At 37.9% G+C, this 15253-nt stretch carries 13 protein-coding genes and 2 pseudogenes; 12 read left to right on the forward strand and 3 right to left on the reverse strand.

Going from position 1 to position 15253, the window contains the following annotated elements; all coding sequences use genetic code 11:
• The 10 genes and pseudogenes from H5116_RS20400 to H5116_RS15655 form a co-directional block, all read left to right on the forward strand.
• Nucleotides 1-146 (forward strand): annotated as a pseudogene (locus H5116_RS20400) (site-specific integrase); the annotation flags it as partial.
• Nucleotides 143-1153, forward strand: coding sequence for a transposase (locus tag H5116_RS15620; protein ID WP_182716573.1), 1011 nt, complete (start codon nt 143-145; stop codon nt 1151-1153). The pseudogene H5116_RS20400 and the gene H5116_RS15620, both read left to right, overlap by 4 nt.
• A gap of 329 nt (nt 1154-1482) precedes the next feature.
• A complete protein-coding gene (locus H5116_RS15625) occupies nt 1483-1959 on the forward strand; it encodes a hypothetical protein (protein ID WP_182716574.1) in 477 nt (158 codons plus the stop codon).
• Nucleotides 1960-2019: 60 nt separating this feature from the next.
• On the forward strand, nt 2020-2298 hold the full coding sequence (locus H5116_RS15630) for a hypothetical protein (protein ID WP_182716575.1): 279 nt from the start codon (nt 2020-2022) through the stop codon (nt 2296-2298).
• A gap of 100 nt (nt 2299-2398) precedes the next feature.
• Complete coding sequence (locus H5116_RS15635) at nt 2399-2668, forward strand: hypothetical protein (protein WP_182716576.1); 270 nt, start codon at nt 2399-2401, stop codon at nt 2666-2668.
• 474 nt (nt 2669-3142) lie between these two features.
• A pseudogene (locus H5116_RS20405) lies at nt 3143-3508 on the forward strand (hypothetical protein).
• A 121-nt stretch (nt 3509-3629) separates the two neighbouring features.
• On the forward strand, nt 3630-4022 hold the full coding sequence (locus tag H5116_RS15640; RefSeq protein ID WP_182716577.1) for a hypothetical protein: 393 nt from the start codon (nt 3630-3632) through the stop codon (nt 4020-4022).
• Between the two features lie 107 nt (nt 4023-4129).
• Entirely contained in the window at nt 4130-4573 is a 444-nt protein-coding gene (locus H5116_RS15645) for a hypothetical protein (protein WP_182716578.1), read from the forward strand.
• A 76-nt stretch (nt 4574-4649) separates the two neighbouring features.
• Nucleotides 4650-4967, forward strand: coding sequence for a hypothetical protein (locus H5116_RS15650; RefSeq protein ID WP_182716579.1), 318 nt, complete (start codon nt 4650-4652; stop codon nt 4965-4967).
• Between the two features lie 126 nt (nt 4968-5093).
• The gene (locus H5116_RS15655; RefSeq protein WP_182716580.1) at nt 5094-5615 is read left to right on the forward strand and encodes a hypothetical protein; all 522 of its coding nucleotides are present in this window, start codon (nt 5094-5096) and stop codon (nt 5613-5615) included.
• A 143-nt stretch (nt 5616-5758) separates the two neighbouring features.
• Here the strand turns inward: H5116_RS15655 and H5116_RS15660 are convergent, their stop codons facing one another.
• The 3 genes from H5116_RS15660 to H5116_RS15670 all read right to left on the reverse strand — a co-directional run bounded on the left by H5116_RS15660 (nt 5759) and on the right by H5116_RS15670 (nt 12104).
• Entirely contained in the window at nt 5759-7930 is a 2172-nt protein-coding gene (locus H5116_RS15660; RefSeq protein WP_182716581.1) for a S46 family peptidase, read from the reverse strand.
• 98 nt (nt 7931-8028) lie between these two features.
• The gene (locus H5116_RS15665; protein WP_182716582.1) at nt 8029-10119 is read right to left on the reverse strand and encodes a bifunctional diguanylate cyclase/phosphodiesterase; all 2091 of its coding nucleotides are present in this window, start codon (nt 10117-10119) and stop codon (nt 8029-8031) included.
• Nucleotides 10120-10316: 197 nt separating this feature from the next.
• Entirely contained in the window at nt 10317-12104 is a 1788-nt protein-coding gene (locus H5116_RS15670) for a M61 family metallopeptidase (RefSeq protein WP_182694898.1), read from the reverse strand.
• Nucleotides 12105-12308: 204 nt separating this feature from the next.
• Here H5116_RS15670 and H5116_RS15675 point away from each other — a divergent pair, with 204 nt between their 5' ends.
• On the forward strand, nt 12309-13844 hold the full coding sequence (locus tag H5116_RS15675) for a GGDEF domain-containing protein (RefSeq protein ID WP_182716583.1): 1536 nt from the start codon (nt 12309-12311) through the stop codon (nt 13842-13844).
• 62 nt (nt 13845-13906) lie between these two features.
• Nucleotides 13907-15250, forward strand: a complete 1344-nt coding sequence (gene ppnN / locus H5116_RS15680) for a nucleotide 5'-monophosphate nucleosidase PpnN (protein ID WP_024596931.1) — start codon at nt 13907-13909, stop codon at nt 15248-15250.
• The last annotated feature ends 3 nt before the right edge of the window (nt 15251-15253 follow it).

Here is a 15253-nt window from a genome sequence, read left to right on the forward strand (position 1 = left end):
ATCAACTTGAGTTAGGGATGCCGCTTCATCAACTTCAACATCAGCTTGGTCACAGTGACATTAGAACCACGCAAAGTTACTTACACTGGTTACCTGAATTAGGGCATGGTGGTATTGATTTACTCGCAAGTTGGGGAAACCAATGAGCGGCTTGCATCTCGCTGATATTTTAAATTCTGGCCTTGGGAATTATCGGCAGCACCACATAATGAGCTATCAACAACTGCGTGTCTGTCAGCACCTTCAATCATGCAGAACAGGTCAGCTCGGTTGCCAAGGTATGGCAACGGCTAAATGGGTGCAAAGACAACAAGAGGATTTATTACCGTGTCGGTATTTCCACCTTGTTTTTACGCTCCCCCATGAGTTGAATATCATTGCGCACTATAACCCAAACACGTTGTACCAGTGTTTATTTAAAGCCGCATGGCAAACGCTGAACAAATTTGCGAAACGAAAGAGGCATGGTCAGTTAGGCATGACAAGCGTACTGCATACATGGGGGCAAAACTTAAGTCAGCATATCCACTTGCATTGTTTGATACCCGCAGGTGCACTTGAAAAAACGCACTGGCATGAAATAGAAAAAAGCTATTTATACCCCGTGAAAGCGTTATCAACAGTCTTTAGAGGTAAAATGCTGGCGGCGTTAAATGAATGCGATAGTTCATTTACGAAGATAAACATGCCAACCAAATGGTGTGTTTATAGCAAAGCCTGTTTAACGTACAGTGAAAATTTAGTTAGCTACCTTGCTCGCTATACCCGAAAAGGCGTAATGTCAGAATCACGTTTAGTGAGAGCAAATAAACAAACTGTGAGTTTTAAATACCGAGATTATGCAGATAACAACCGCGATAAAGTAATGACACTGAGCTGTGATGAATTTTTACGGCGTTACTTACAACATGTATTGCCCAAAGGGTTTATGCGCATTCGTCACTATGGTTTTTTAGCTAATGCATGTCGCAAGCGAAAGTTAGCATTAATAAGGTCACAAGAATCACACATAGGTAAAGTGGAGAAGCTAAAGACAGAAAACGTAACACTGATACCGCATTGGCCTTGCCAACATTGTAAGGCAGGTATCTTGCGTTTAATTGGCGTATTCCAGTTATATGAAACAACGACCAAAGTAGAGCGAACGAGTTAGCAGCTAGGTAGCTGCTTAAAATCAATTAGTTAACCTGCTTAACTGCTCAGGCTAGCGGCCTCTGTACGTGTAAAAAATATAATTGCTTATTAAGGCAAATTTAGGTGTAATGAATACATAATAAGCGCTGAGCAATGCAGGGAAAGCTTACATAACACTAGCTAAGCTGATTAAATCAGCTAGGAAAGTGAGAGCCTCCAAAAAGCAAATTCCCATAGCATAAACAACACCAACTCTGACACACCGAGCAGGTAGCGGCTCAGTCCAACAAGCGATTATGCAACACAAACAGCGTGTCGCATAAATACTAAAATGTTAGGCAACGTTGAATGAGAAGACCTACAATAAACTTTTCTCAATGGAAATTTTCTGTTGATTTAAAAGAGACAAAGAGTATTCAAAACCAAGACGGATTACCGGCTTCGGGATGTGACTGTAAAGATTGCTCCGCTTGGCGAAAACATTATAGATACAATTTTCCCGATGATTTGTTAACCTCATTAAATCGAATCGGTGTGGATCTTAATCATCCTTCTGATTGTTATGGGTCTAATGGAAATTTAAGGGTAATTTTTCATTTTGTTGGTGAAATCCAAAGTGGGCCGGATTTCAAAATATTTGATAAAAAAATAAACGCAAATATTATGAATTATGTTCCCATACGTAAGGAACCGTGCTTATCTGTAATGGTGTTGCCAGCCCGTGATTCTTATGAATCATGCCCTAAGAAAACAAATGGATCGGAGGAAGGGGTTATATGTATTGATGTGAGGCTTAAATTAATCGAAGAAGGTGAAAATGCCTAACAAATGTAGTGAAGCGACAAATATTGCGCCTGCTACAGACGTTAGTTGCCAAGAGTGAATATGGAAATACCACAATATTTGGAAACACTGAGACAGACGTATCTGGAAAACCCATCAGATTATTCTTTACCAGATGAAAGTACTGTTCAAGTTGGCGGTAAAAGCTACAATCAGAATATTTGGCAAGATCAATCTGCTGATGCAGCGTTAGTAGTATTTGAACTTTCAACTAATAGATTACTCGTCTCAAAGCATTTTTGTGTAGGTATTAAACATAATGCAGAAGGTTTATATGAGCTTCTGTCCAATGAACAACTTTGGGAAATAGGAATTCCGTAATATGGCAACTAACAAAAACATCATGGTGGGAATTTTACTCGCTGAAAAAGCGCTCCTAAAATCCCCATATGTTAAGCGTTAGTGCTCAAAGGAGAATTGATTGTCTATCTATGTGAAAGATGAATCTGGCAATGAGCGATTGGCCCACTTGGCCAAAGAAGACTGGGAGTTACCATCCCAAATTGTCGAATTGGAAAAATGGCTAACTGAAAATGAAAGTGTAATTAGTCCAAGGGCATATACCGCTGATATAGGATTTTCTATGCGTAAAAATGCTTGCGGTGGTGGTGCCGTACTTTCAGTTGAGGCCATGAGAATTATGTCAAAACTAGGCATCAAACTATATTTGTCTGAGTATCCAGATGACTAATACCCAAAGCACTAACAAGTTTGTCCAGCCGACGTTTTGGTCTTCGCTCCTTTTTGTGCATGGCCTACGGCCATCTTTGCACAAAAATCCACTACAACCAAAACGCGGCTGACAAAGGCGTTAGGTATACAAGGAAGTATTGAATCTAGTGTTCATCCTTAAAGAAAAATTCAAAGCTATTTTTGAGTCTACTTTCTTAATCGTTGTATTCTCACTTGGTGGGCTGGCAATTAATGAAATCCTGATTCAGCCATTTGCAAAACTCGTATTCGTATCTCTATTCTTTTTAGGATGGTTTGTATTGCTAATTTATGGCTTAATTTACAAAGAGTCTTATATGTTTAAGTGTTCTGTAAAAAGTAGATTATTTATATACTTAGCCGAGCAATTTATATATTGTTCTTTAATAATAATTACAGGTATTGTTCTTTTTCGAGCAATGTATACCTAACAATGGTTTTCAAGTCGGACATCATGGCAAAAGCAGAAATAAGACGATTCATTAAGGATATACAGACTCGCTTTCCAGACACTGTTCCCTTAATGGAAAAACATGAGAGTTGGGCGCTTACTTTTCGAATGGAAGAGTTCGCGAACTTAACAACTTTTGCGTTTAACGAGCATAGGCTAGCCGAGGCTGAAAAACATTTATCATACATGAGCCAAAAATTAGACTCGGCCACTCTCGCAGAACTTGAGTACATCGACACGTATTAACTCGAACATTTATTTTGGAAAGCGACAGCTGATGGAATTAAATCAGGTTGGCCACTCATTCCAAACAACTTAAAAAAACTATACATAGATTTTCACGGTAAAGAACCTAAAGCGAGGTTATAAGTTGCACGCACCTAACAACTCATTTAACTCATTCACTTCGTTCACTGGGACGCATACACGCAGGGCGGCTTCGCCATTACGCCCTACATGCCTGCCCCCTTATTGAAAAGTTAGGTGTTTCATGGAGTTAGAGTACATCGTCGTGATCGGAGTTATTCTCATATTGCTCTTTTGGGTTGGTGACACCTTGCCTAAAAAGTATCGCAAGCGTAGTTGCATGGGCAAGAATTGGAAGTCAACATTTCCCAGTTCTAATAAAGAAGATATTCGTGAGTATCTCATAATGTTTACTGATGCTTTCGCATTCTCTCCAAGTGATAAGCTCAAATTCGAACCTGATGATAAGATATTAGATATTTATCACGAATTATATCCATCAAAACTGATGGCTGATGCTCTAGAAGTTGAAAAATTAGCTGAATATTGTGAGCAAAAATATAGTATTAATTTTAATGGGTTGTGGCATGATAACTTAACGTTAGGTGAGTTGTTTTTTAGTCTTAAAAACACCTAATAAGGCAAATCAGCAAGACTATAAACAGTTGGCTGTTGCTCGTGCCTCGCTATTTTAGCCAACACTTTTTAGCCTCTGTTTGAGGCGTTAGGGCACCTATTTAAACTATGGATGAATTCTCTAAAGAAATAGAATTGAAATTCAATTCGCGTTTTCCAAAATGGAAGAAGTTTGGCCGACCAACTGAATATGAAGGAGTCACTGTTTTTGAGGCTAAAGTCCCTTGCCCAAGTGGTAAGGCTGAAGAACTCTTAATTTTGGATACTTTTAATGAAGAAGTAACAGTATCTTTTGATGCCTATCATGCCCATTTTGACAACTTTGGAAACAATGATGCTTATGATGACGCTTTAGAGTTTATTCTTCAAGTTACTAGTGAAGAATGGGCAATTGTAAGTTACTGGTTAGATGAGCGATGGAATGGATCTTCTCTTTTAAAAGTAACAGAATTACCGCATGATAATTCTGACTATCCAGCAGCAAACATAATAAAAGTTAAATCATGGTTAGGTAACTTCGATAAGGAAATTAGATTTTCAGCTAAGAGTTAAAGATGCCCTAACAAATAATGTGTGGGACACGAAAAAGCCGCGTCCCATATTTGAGAAGTTATGTGCCTGAGGTGATATGAAAACTTTCGTTGCCATTTTATTTTTATCTTTGTTATCTGCGTGTGGTGTGAAATCTATAAATAAAGTGGGTTATGGCAAAATACTTGATAATGCTGTTTCTGAAAATTGTTTTGAAATCAAATTTAGCGAACTTCAGAAAGAGACAAATTATCAATTATCTGTTGTAGTTGAAAAAGCAGCTGGAAAAATTACATTTTATGATTTAACTATCGACGGCACCAAAACAGATGAAACACCTGAAGTGTTTACCCCTAAATCTTTTAAGCTATCAAAAACGTTTATGGCTAGTGTAATTAAAGAGTGCTCGGCTTAAAGTCGGCACATGCAAGCGCATAGACTCGCTCGCAAGCTCGCTGGGACAGTAATACATGGGCACTGTCGCTTCGCTTTAAGTTTTGCCCATGCATTACTGCCCGTTATGCGGGTGTTAAGGCTATACATGCTTCCGAGTATTTTAAAAAAGTCAGACACTCGTTATCAAGGTGACTTGAATTGGGAGTCATACCTAATCCAGGTTGGTGATTTCGCTGAAACAATTGATCGTGATTTTCTTAGCTCTATTTGCTTGGAACACTTTGATAGATTTAATCGTTGCTTCCCAGAATTTGACATCAACAAACACAGAGTAGAAAGGGTTTCATTCACGGCTGAGCAGATCTATAGCGAGGTTCGTTACGATGATAATAAGCCTCTAGATTTCTGGTATTTCCAAGTGGATGATTATTTGAATGGTACTAGCAGCCTTACTTATCCACTAGAGTATTGTCTTAAAAATAGAACATGGAGCTTTTCCCCAGTGGTTATTGATCATGCATTTGGTTGTGAGCTTGGTGGCTGTCGACTTGGGCATCCATATCACCTTATAGAAGGGACACATAGAGTGAGCTTTATAAACAGACTACTAGAATTAAATATAATTGATGCTAGTTCAACTCATGAAATGCTTATTATCAGACCTTAACAAACAACTACATTCCCCCCCTCTTGTGCGGGAGTTACCAATATCCGATCATGGCACTTAGCAGTCATAAATAAGCGAATCCAACATCAACAAAAAAGGCGCTTCCTTTACAGTAAGCGCCCTTCTGTTATCTCACTAATTACTTATTTTACGATTGTCATTTCGTCTAATAAGTTTTGTGCATTATCTACTTTATCCATTACCCACAGCATGTAGCGTGAATCAACGTGGATTGAGCGATTAAGTTCAGGGTTGTAATCCCAGTCACCAATAATACTTTCGTAAACACCGTCAAACAGTAAACCAACAAGCTCTGCTTTGCCGTTAAGTGTTGGCGAACCGGAGTTACCACCGGTAGTGTCTACATTTGATAAAAAGTTTACTGGTACTGTATTCATGCCGCCCGTGTAATCACCGTAAAGCTTGGCTTTAATTTGCTCTTGTAACTTTTTAGGTGCATTAAATGGGTCAACATCGGTGTTTTTAGCCAGTAACCCTTCAAGCGAGGTAAAAGGTGTTGCTACCAAGCCATCTTGAGGTGAGTAGCCACCTACGGTGCCATAGGTTACTCGTAATGTGCTATTGGCATCGGCGTATACAGGTTTGTTTTTAGCTTTGTTAAACGCAATTATTGCGCTCATTAGCTCTGGGCGAGCTGCTTGTAATTTACCTGCAAGTGCTTTTGATTTATCTTCCTGTGCTTTCATTACTTTAAATATGGCTTTAGCGTACTGCACAAATGGGTCTTGGCTTTGATTTAGCTGGCTAAACGATTGCTCAAACAATGAATTGCGAACAGTGGCATTATCAAGTCTTGACTGCTCATACATGCTATCAAGTAACGCGCTTTGAGTTGCTTTATCAAACCCATTTTGTACTTTAAATACGTTATCAACCTCGCTAAAACGCTCTTCTTTTGGAAGTGCTGCATACAGCTCTAAAAAGTGCAGTAAAATAGCTTTATCTACTTTGCTATCATAACGGCGGCTCATACGCTCAAGCCCCGCTTTAATGCGAGGTAAGTCACGTTCTTGATAACCAGATTCACGCTCGCTATTTGGCTTTTGTTTTTCGTAAGCTAGGCGGTATAAACGTCGTGCTGTGCTGATCATTTGTGAGCGATGTACATAACCTAACATTCGGTCGCGTTCACTGTGCTCTTGTGATTGTGCAATTAGCTCAGATAGCTCACCTAATACGCTTCCGTATTGCTCTTTACGCTCACTATCGCTATTGATCCATTGTGTTAACTCTTTCTCAAACTGTTTTTTGCGCTCAAGCATAGTGCCTTTTTTGAAGCTTTCGATCATCGAACCATAGTTTTTAATATAGTTGTTATAACCTGCAATGGTGCTTTCGTAAGCAATACGCGCTTTACTGCCGTCTTCTGAGTTTTCTTCAATAAGCGACACGTATTTTGAGTTATGAACGCGTGCTTTAGGGTAGCTGTCGTTAAATACGTTATCTACCTCTGTTGCAATGCGGTAGCGGTTAGTACGCCCTGGGTAGCCTGTAACCATTACAAAGTCGCCTTCTTGCACGCCTTTGGCACTTACTTTTAGGTAAGAGTCTGGTACGTAAGGTACGTTGTCTTCGCTGTACTCAGCTGGTTTTCCATCTTTGCCTACATAAGCGCGGTAAAAACCAAAGTCGCCTGTGTGGCGCGGCCACATCCAGTTATCTATATCGCCACCGTATTTACCTACGCCCATAGCTGGTGCGTAAGATAAACGTACGTCTTTAATTTCAAGTGACTTAATTAGGTAAAACTCTAAACCACCATGAAACGAATACACGTTACAACGGTAGCTTTCGTCGGCTTCACACTGGGCTACTAGCGCTTTTTCGTTTTTTACTATTGCGTCGTAGCGTGCTTTACCGCTTAGTTCTTCAATACCTTTACTAACTTTGTCAGTCACATTAGTAACTGTTTCTGTGACGTATACGCGTGAACCCGGCGCTGCTGGTAAGTCCTCAGCAGGGCTTTTAGCTAAAAAGCCATTTTCTAATATGTTGTTTTCAGGTGTTGAATTGTATTGCACCGAGCCATAAACACAGTGATGGTTTGACACAACTAAACCCTTAGGCGATACAAACGATGCTGTACAGCCACCTAGGCTAATTACCGCATTCATTGGGAATTCGGTTAATTTAGAAATAGATTCAACATTAATTTCAAGCCCTTTGGCTTTTAAAATTGATTCTAACTCTGGAAGTTGGTGTGGTTGCCACATGCCTTCGTCGGCTATGGCACTACTTGAAAGTGATAAAGAAAATGTGGCTGCTAATGTAGCTACAAGAGGTTTTAAACGCATTATAGAATCCTTTTTATTTGTTTCTATAACAGGTTACTCGTCAGTAGCTAATGAGGTCAATAGCCGTGCAATGAATTGTTACAATCGAGTGTTTAATCTTACTTTTTATCAAAATTCATCGAAAAATCAAGAAACTGTTTTGCTGGTATGGGTTTACTAAAGTAAAAACCTTGCATAAAATCACAGCCTAATTCGTTCAATAAAGTAAGCTGCTCTTTTGTTTCTACGCCTTCGGCTACCACTGTCAGCCCTAAACTGTGCGACATGGCAATAATTGCCTTTACGAGATTACAATCTTCATTGTTTAGTACAATACCGTCAATAAAACTTCTATCTATTTTGAGTACATTAAAAGGGTATTCTCTCAAATAACTTAATGATGAATAACCTGTACCAAAGTCATCCATTGATAAGTTAATGCCTAATGCAGTAATTTCAGTCAGTATATCAACAACATTAGTGTGGCAACTCATCAATACACCTTCAGTTATTTCAAGCTCTAAACTTTCGGGGTTTACGTTTGCTTCACTCAATGAGTTTTGAATAAAACTGAGCAGCCCTACGTCTCTAAATTGGCGAGGAGATAAGTTAACAGCCATTGTATATTTTTGTTGGCGTTTACAGGTACTTTGCCATGTGTTTAAAAAGTGTAATGCTTGGCTAATTACAAACTTGCCAATAGGTACAATTAATCCTGTATTTTCGGCAATAGGTATAAACTCATCGGGTGTTACATTACCTAGCACAGGGTTATGCCAGCGTAATAACGCTTCTGCACCAATGATGTGTTTATTTTTGGCGTCAAATTGGGGCTGGTAGAATAACTCAAATTCATTACGCTCAAGGGCGCCACGCATCTGCTCTTCTATTACTAGTCGGCGCTGAATAATTACATTCATTTTTTTAGTAAAAAATGAATAAGTATTACGGCCATATGATTTTGCTTGATACATTGCAGTGTCAGCGTTTCGTAATAAATCAGCTACTGTATTACCATTTTCTGGGTATATGGCTACACCAATACTCGCTGTAAGTATGTGTTCTCGGCCCTCAATTTTAAAAGGGGCTCTAAAGTTATTGACCAGTTTTTCAGTAATTTTTAAAGCAGAATGGTGATCAGTTATACCTCGTAGTAATACGATAAACTCATCCCCACCTAGGCGCCCTAACGTATCGTCTTTTCGCAGTGCCTCTTGTAGCCTTTGCGCTGATTCAATTAAAAGTTTGTCTCCTGTTTCATGGCCTAAAGAGTCATTTATTTTTTTAAAGTCATCTAAATCCAAAAACAGTACCGCAGCTTTCTCGTTATTTCTTTGTACTTCAATAAGCAATTGCGACAAACGATCAAGTGCTAAAAAACGATTAGGGAGTAAAGTTAGACTATCGTAATACGCTTGATGTCTAATTAGTTCATCTGATTTATGCTGTTCTGTAATATCTCGAATAATAACCATTAACTGGTTATGTTCTGTTATTTTATTTATTCTTGCTTCAAAAAAAACGAGCCCATGGGGTAAAGCTAGCTCATATTTAAAGCTCATCATCTGCTTTTTTTCTAATACAAGGCTGATATAGGTTTCAAATTTTTCGGCTACATCGCGCGGGAGTACATCACCCATTTTTTTACCAATAAATTGCTTGGGCTTGGTATAGAGATCGGTCTCATTACTGGCATGATACTCAATAATAGTTCCATCATTTTCCATCAAGAAAAATAAGTCAGGAATTGCCTCAAAAATAGTTTTTAGCATATCCTCATTAAATGATGCATCTGCTTGTGCCTTTTTAACCTCAAATAAGTCAATATCAATGCAATACATTTGTTTTGTATTATATTGATTTGTAAACATAACATGGCTAGAAAAAACGGATACACTTTCGCCATCTTTACCTTTTAGGGTAATTTCGGATGCTGGAATTTCTATGTCTTTTTCTACCCAATCACTGTGTGCGTCAATTACAAATTCACACATTGATTCTGGAATTATAAGGTCTTCTATTTTTTGCCCTATGGCTTCTTCTTTTGTGTATCCGTAAAGTCGCTCACTGCCTTCATTCCAATAAATAACACGACGTTCATTGTCATAACCTTGAACAGAAATTACATTTACCGCATCAAATAACTGATGCAAATAGTCGTTAATTACAAATTGGTTGGTTAAGTCTGAAGCAACGTCGTCTAATTTCATTTTGAGGCTATACCCATAGGTAATTTTATTTAGCAATAAAAAACACCAAATAATAATTAAATTTAATTTTAATTTTAATTTTAATATTAATATTAAATTTCCATGTACATTATATACGCCATTATACAAAACAAAAAAAGAGCCGAAGCTCTTTTTTAATACTTGTTAACTGTATTTAAGCGCTATAAAAACTGAATTTATTTTTTTGTCACATCATTTGGATGTTCCACGCCAATCCATGCTTTGAATAGTGCTTTTTGCTGTGGCGTTGCCTCTTTATCAGCAACTACTTTTTTAGGCTTATCGAAATCTTCTGATAATACTAATGTTAAGCTTTCAAGTGCATCGCGACGAAGATAGTCAACGGTTACTTTGTCGCCTGCCTTAAACGTTTCTAGGCTAGTTTTTAAATCTTTACCTACGTGATGTTTGTTTATAGCGACAATTTTATCATCGGTAGTTAAACCCGCTTTCCACGCACTGCCACCACGGCGTACATAACTTAACGTCAGTAATTCACCTGTATTTTTGGCGGTAGCATCAATACTTGCAAGTGCTTTTGCTTTTTCAGGACGCTCAAACTTTAAACCTACTTTAGTAAGTAAATCGTCAAAGTTAATACTTGCAGGCGACTCTACATTTTCTTGCCACCAGCTTGAATAATCACGTCCTGTTAAATCTTTTAAGATATTAAGTACATCTGTATCTGTAAATCCAGCGGGCATTTTATGATTGTTATAAAGTGCTTTGTGCACGTCGCGATAGCTTATTTTACCTTGGCTTTTTTCTAGTAAGTCAATATCTAAAGCAAGTGAAAGTAACGAACCTTCTGAATAAATATTGGTGCTGTAGTTACGTGCGTGATCGCCACCTTGATTAATCCATTTATCAAAGCTTGTTTCGCTTGCGCTTTGCACTTCACGGCCCGGTGTTTGCAAATGACGGTTAATGGTTTTACTCATTACTTTAAAAAATTCATCTGTTGTTTGAATGCCTGAGCGCACTAATAAATGATCTTCAAAGTAACTTGTTGAACCTTCTGCAATCCACAGCAGTTTTGAATAGTTCATATTAGTGTAATCGTATGGCACTAAACCTTGAGGGCGATATGCTTTAACATTCCATGTATGAACAAACTCATGCGCAGCGGTGCTAATAAAACCTAAGTAATCTTCGCGGCTACCAAATCGGTCACGTGGTCGTTGAATAATTGTTGAGTTTAAATGCTCTGTTGCACCACCAGCTCCTGATGTTGCATGCACCATAAATACATAACGCTCATACGGATAGCCATCCCAAATTACATTACCCGTGGCAACTAATTTTTTAAGATCGGTAAGCATTAGCTCTACATCGTAGTTACCATCGCCCCATATAACTAAATCATATTCACGCCCTTCTACTTCAAATGTGTGTAGTTGGTTAATACCCGTTTCGATTGGTGAATCAACAAGTACATCGTAATCGGCTGCTTTAAATGAATTTTTGCCTTTTAAATTATTCATACCCGATACAGAACGCCACTTTTTAGGCACGTCTAAATTAACGGTTACAGGCTCTTGGCGAAATGATTCACTAAACATAAAAAAGCCTGACGCATCTATAAATGCATGGCTGTCGTCAATGTGGCGAGCACGTTTACCAAGCTCATTTGCATACACCTGGTAGTCAACATTTACTTCTGTAGGTTCATTAAGATGTACACGCCATGTACTGTGATCTATTTTTTCCCATTTTAGTTCTTTGCCATCTTCATCTTTGGCTTTGAAGTAGCGAATGCCATTTGCAAGATTTAACATTTCGTAGCGACCCGTGCGCCACGCAGGAAGTTTTATATCAAGGTGTGCTTGCGCTGTTTTTGGAAACTCAACACTTACATCACCTAAATGATGCTGTGGTTGCGAGATTTCTAAAGAATAATTTACATCGGCAAATACAGGCGCTGAACATGCAGCTAAAATTGAAAGGGCTAATAACTTTTTCATAGAGACTCTTAGTGGAAACTTAATTGCTTACAAGACTAACAAGCCCCTATTTAAAAGTGAATTAAATACGATAAATGACCCTATATACGAGTTTATAAGTAGTAGCTTATTAAAATTTCTAAGTTTTTTACTAGATAACTACACATAATAAAAATTTGTTGTAAACTGAAGATAATGAAATTAATTTGATGGCGGTATGCTTAGGTGTCACAAAGATCTAACGCAACAGATAAAAAGCTAAAACAAGCAATTGATGCGCGTATGGCTGTTGAGAGTGCTCGTAAACATCAAGTAGATGTTCTATGTGACTTTACAGCTAAACTATCGTTGAGCTGTAAAGGACTAGATATCGAGTTAGATAATCGCCTCGCCAAATTTAGAAGTGCGCTTAATAAAGGCATGAGTTTTGAAAACCTTGCTCCCCTTATTAGTGAAACTTTAATCCTACTTAAAAACCAAGAATCGATTCAACAAGCTCAGCAACGTAATTTATACAACAGTGTGCAAAGTGCCGGTAAACAATTACAAAAAACCAAAGGTTTACCTGACGATACTCGTAGGACTCTAAGAAATTTACTCGATCACGAGATTAATAACGTTCATTCAACTCATGGTTACATTCCGCTACTTGATCAACTTATTAGCTTTTATCATGAAGCGTTGCTTACCAAACAAGACCCTCAAGTTGATCAGCAGCGCCCTGTAAAACAGGCGCGTGCAAAAAAACTGCTTGAGCTCGCTAATGAACTTATACTTGAAGAAGAAGCTACGCTACAAATTAATAATATAAAAAATAATATTATAGAAAGTGACTCAATCGATTCATTACTCGATGTTGCAATTAGTATTATTGATGTAGTGGTAAAAAATATAAGTAAAGAGCGTAAATCCGCGCAAAGCTTTTTAGTTTCATTAAATCAAACCCTCGAAGATCTTCATAACTCTATCGTCTCAACTAGCAAGCACTCTGAGTCTATGGAAGTTGAGTTTGACTCACTTAATAAAAGCATTGAACTAAAAATAAAAAATCTTAATGAGCAAACGCAAAAAGCTACATCAATCTCATCTTTAAAAGAACTCGTAGATAACGAATTAAAATCAATAAGCGAAGATTTTATAGCAAAAGAAAAGTTAGAACGAAAAGACAGAGAAATGCTTAGCGCTAGTTTTAATGAAATAAATACTCGAATTGTTACTTTAGAAGATAAGTTAACAACGTATAAAAAACGCTTAAACGAACAGCGCTTTAAAAGCTTACTAGATGGACTTACAAAACTGCCTAACCGGGCTGCATTTGACGAACGTTACAATCACGAAATGCATTTGTTTAATGTGCAGCCATCAGATGTTACGCTTGCAGTTATTGATGTTGACCACTTTAAATCTATCAATGATAGATTTGGCCACACCGCAGGTGATATTACCTTACAAGTTATATCAAAAGCGTTGCAAAAATCGGTAAGAAAGTCTGATTTTATAGCGCGTTATGGCGGTGAAGAATTTGTACTATTAATGCCAGGTGTGTCGCTAGAAAACGCAACATTACCCCTGGATAAAGTAAGAAAGGTAATTAAAAATATACCTTTTAAATTTAGAGAAAAACAAATTGAGATCACTATTTCGGTAGGTGCAACTCAATTTAAGAAAGGCGATACCCTATTAAAGGCATTTGATAGAGCTGATGATGCACTTTACGAAGCCAAAAATTCAGGGCGAGATAGACTTTGTACCAGTAAATAATGTCATAGCTATTATAACTTTTATGACAAGTAGTTTTACGATTTAGTAGTAGGAGCACGTCTATGTTAATACAGTTAAACCCAACTGGGGTTTTAGATTTACTGTCGCAATTAGAAGTTGATTTATTAGAGCAATCGTCTGCTAGTGAGCGTTATAAATTATTTAGAAACTGCGTACTTGCAGTCCTCAATGTAGGTAGTCATACCGACGACAGTAACGATATATACAACAAATACAAAGATTTTGATATTCGTTTAGTAAGCCGCGAACGAGGTATTAAAATTGAACTTGAAAACCCACCCGAAACCGCATTTGTTGATGGCGAAATAATTACCGGTATTCACGAACATATATTTTCTGTTATTCGTGATATTTTGTTTATTTGTCAAAAATACGAAAAAGATTTAAAAGAGCAAAAAGCCATAACCCATATGGTGTTCGATATGCTCAGAAATGCAGGTGCACTGCGTGTTAAAAGCGAGCCTAACATGGTTGTTTGCTGGGGCGGACATTCAATAAACGAGGTTGAATATAAGTACACAAAACAAGTAGGTTACGAACTTGGTTTACGTGGATTAAATATTTGTACCGGTTGTGGTCCTGGTGCCATGAAAGGCCCAATGAAAGGCGCAACTATTGGCCACGCAAAGCAACGTAACACCGATAATCGCTACTTAGGTTTAACAGAGCCAAGCATTATTGCTGCCGAGCCACCAAATCCTATTGTAAACGAACTCGTTATTTTACCTGATATTGAAAAACGCCTTGAAGCTTTTATTAGAACAGCTCACGCAATTATCATTTTTCCTGGTGGCGCAGGTACTGCTGAAGAGTTGTTATATTTATTAGGCATATTGTTGCACCCAGATAATACTAAGCAATGTTTACCTGTTATTTTAACAGGCCCCAAACAAAGCGAGGCGTACTTTAAAGAGCTATGCGAGTTCGTTGAAATGACACTTGGTAAGGAAGCGTTGGATAAGTTTGAAGTAATTATTGATAATCCTGAATTAGTCGGTCAAAAACTAAAGTCATCGATGGCTAATGTTCGTGATTACCGTAAAAGTGAAGGTGATGCTTATTACTTTAACTGGACATTAAAAATAGATAACGACTTTCAACAACCTTTTGCACCAACACATGAAAATATGGCAAGTTTAGATTTACACCTTGATCAGCCTAAACAGCTACTCGCGGCTAATTTGCGTAGAGCTTTCTCTGGTATTGTTGCTGGTAATGTAAAAGACGAAGGCGTTAGAGCCATTAAACAAAACGGTCCATACATTTTAAGTGGCGAACCTGCCCTTATGACAAATATGGATAAATTATTACAGGCATTTGTTCTTCAAGGTCGCATGAAGCTCCCTGGTAGTAAATATGTTCCATGTTACAAAATAAAAGCATGAGTT

This window comes from Pseudoalteromonas sp. SG45-2, assembly GCF_014164115.1.
Classification (GTDB): domain Bacteria; phylum Pseudomonadota; class Gammaproteobacteria; order Enterobacterales; family Alteromonadaceae; genus Pseudoalteromonas; species Pseudoalteromonas distincta.

What these genes read in the sequence shown, in the direction of transcription:
- H5116_RS15620 (WP_182716573.1), top strand. Translation starts at nt 143, where the DNA reads ATGAGCGGCTTGCATCTCGCTGATATTTTAAATTCTGGCCTTGGGAAT.
- H5116_RS15625 (WP_182716574.1), top strand. Translation starts at nt 1,483, where the DNA reads ATGAGAAGACCTACAATAAACTTTTCTCAATGGAAATTTTCTGTTGAT.
- H5116_RS15630 (WP_182716575.1), top strand. Translation starts at nt 2,020, where the DNA reads ATGGAAATACCACAATATTTGGAAACACTGAGACAGACGTATCTGGAA.
- H5116_RS15640 (WP_182716577.1), top strand. Translation starts at nt 3,630, where the DNA reads ATGGAGTTAGAGTACATCGTCGTGATCGGAGTTATTCTCATATTGCTC.
- H5116_RS15645 (WP_182716578.1), top strand. Translation starts at nt 4,130, where the DNA reads ATGGATGAATTCTCTAAAGAAATAGAATTGAAATTCAATTCGCGTTTT.
- H5116_RS15650 (WP_182716579.1), top strand. Translation starts at nt 4,650, where the DNA reads ATGAAAACTTTCGTTGCCATTTTATTTTTATCTTTGTTATCTGCGTGT.
- H5116_RS15655 (WP_182716580.1), top strand. Translation starts at nt 5,094, where the DNA reads ATGCTTCCGAGTATTTTAAAAAAGTCAGACACTCGTTATCAAGGTGAC.
- H5116_RS15660 (WP_182716581.1), bottom strand. Translation starts at nt 7,930, where the DNA reads ATGCGTTTAAAACCTCTTGTAGCTACATTAGCAGCCACATTTTCTTTA.
- H5116_RS15665 (WP_182716582.1), bottom strand. Translation starts at nt 10,119, where the DNA reads ATGAAATTAGACGACGTTGCTTCAGACTTAACCAACCAATTTGTAATT.
- H5116_RS15670 (WP_182694898.1), bottom strand. Translation starts at nt 12,104, where the DNA reads ATGAAAAAGTTATTAGCCCTTTCAATTTTAGCTGCATGTTCAGCGCCT.
- ppnN (WP_024596931.1), top strand. Translation starts at nt 13,907, where the DNA reads ATGTTAATACAGTTAAACCCAACTGGGGTTTTAGATTTACTGTCGCAA.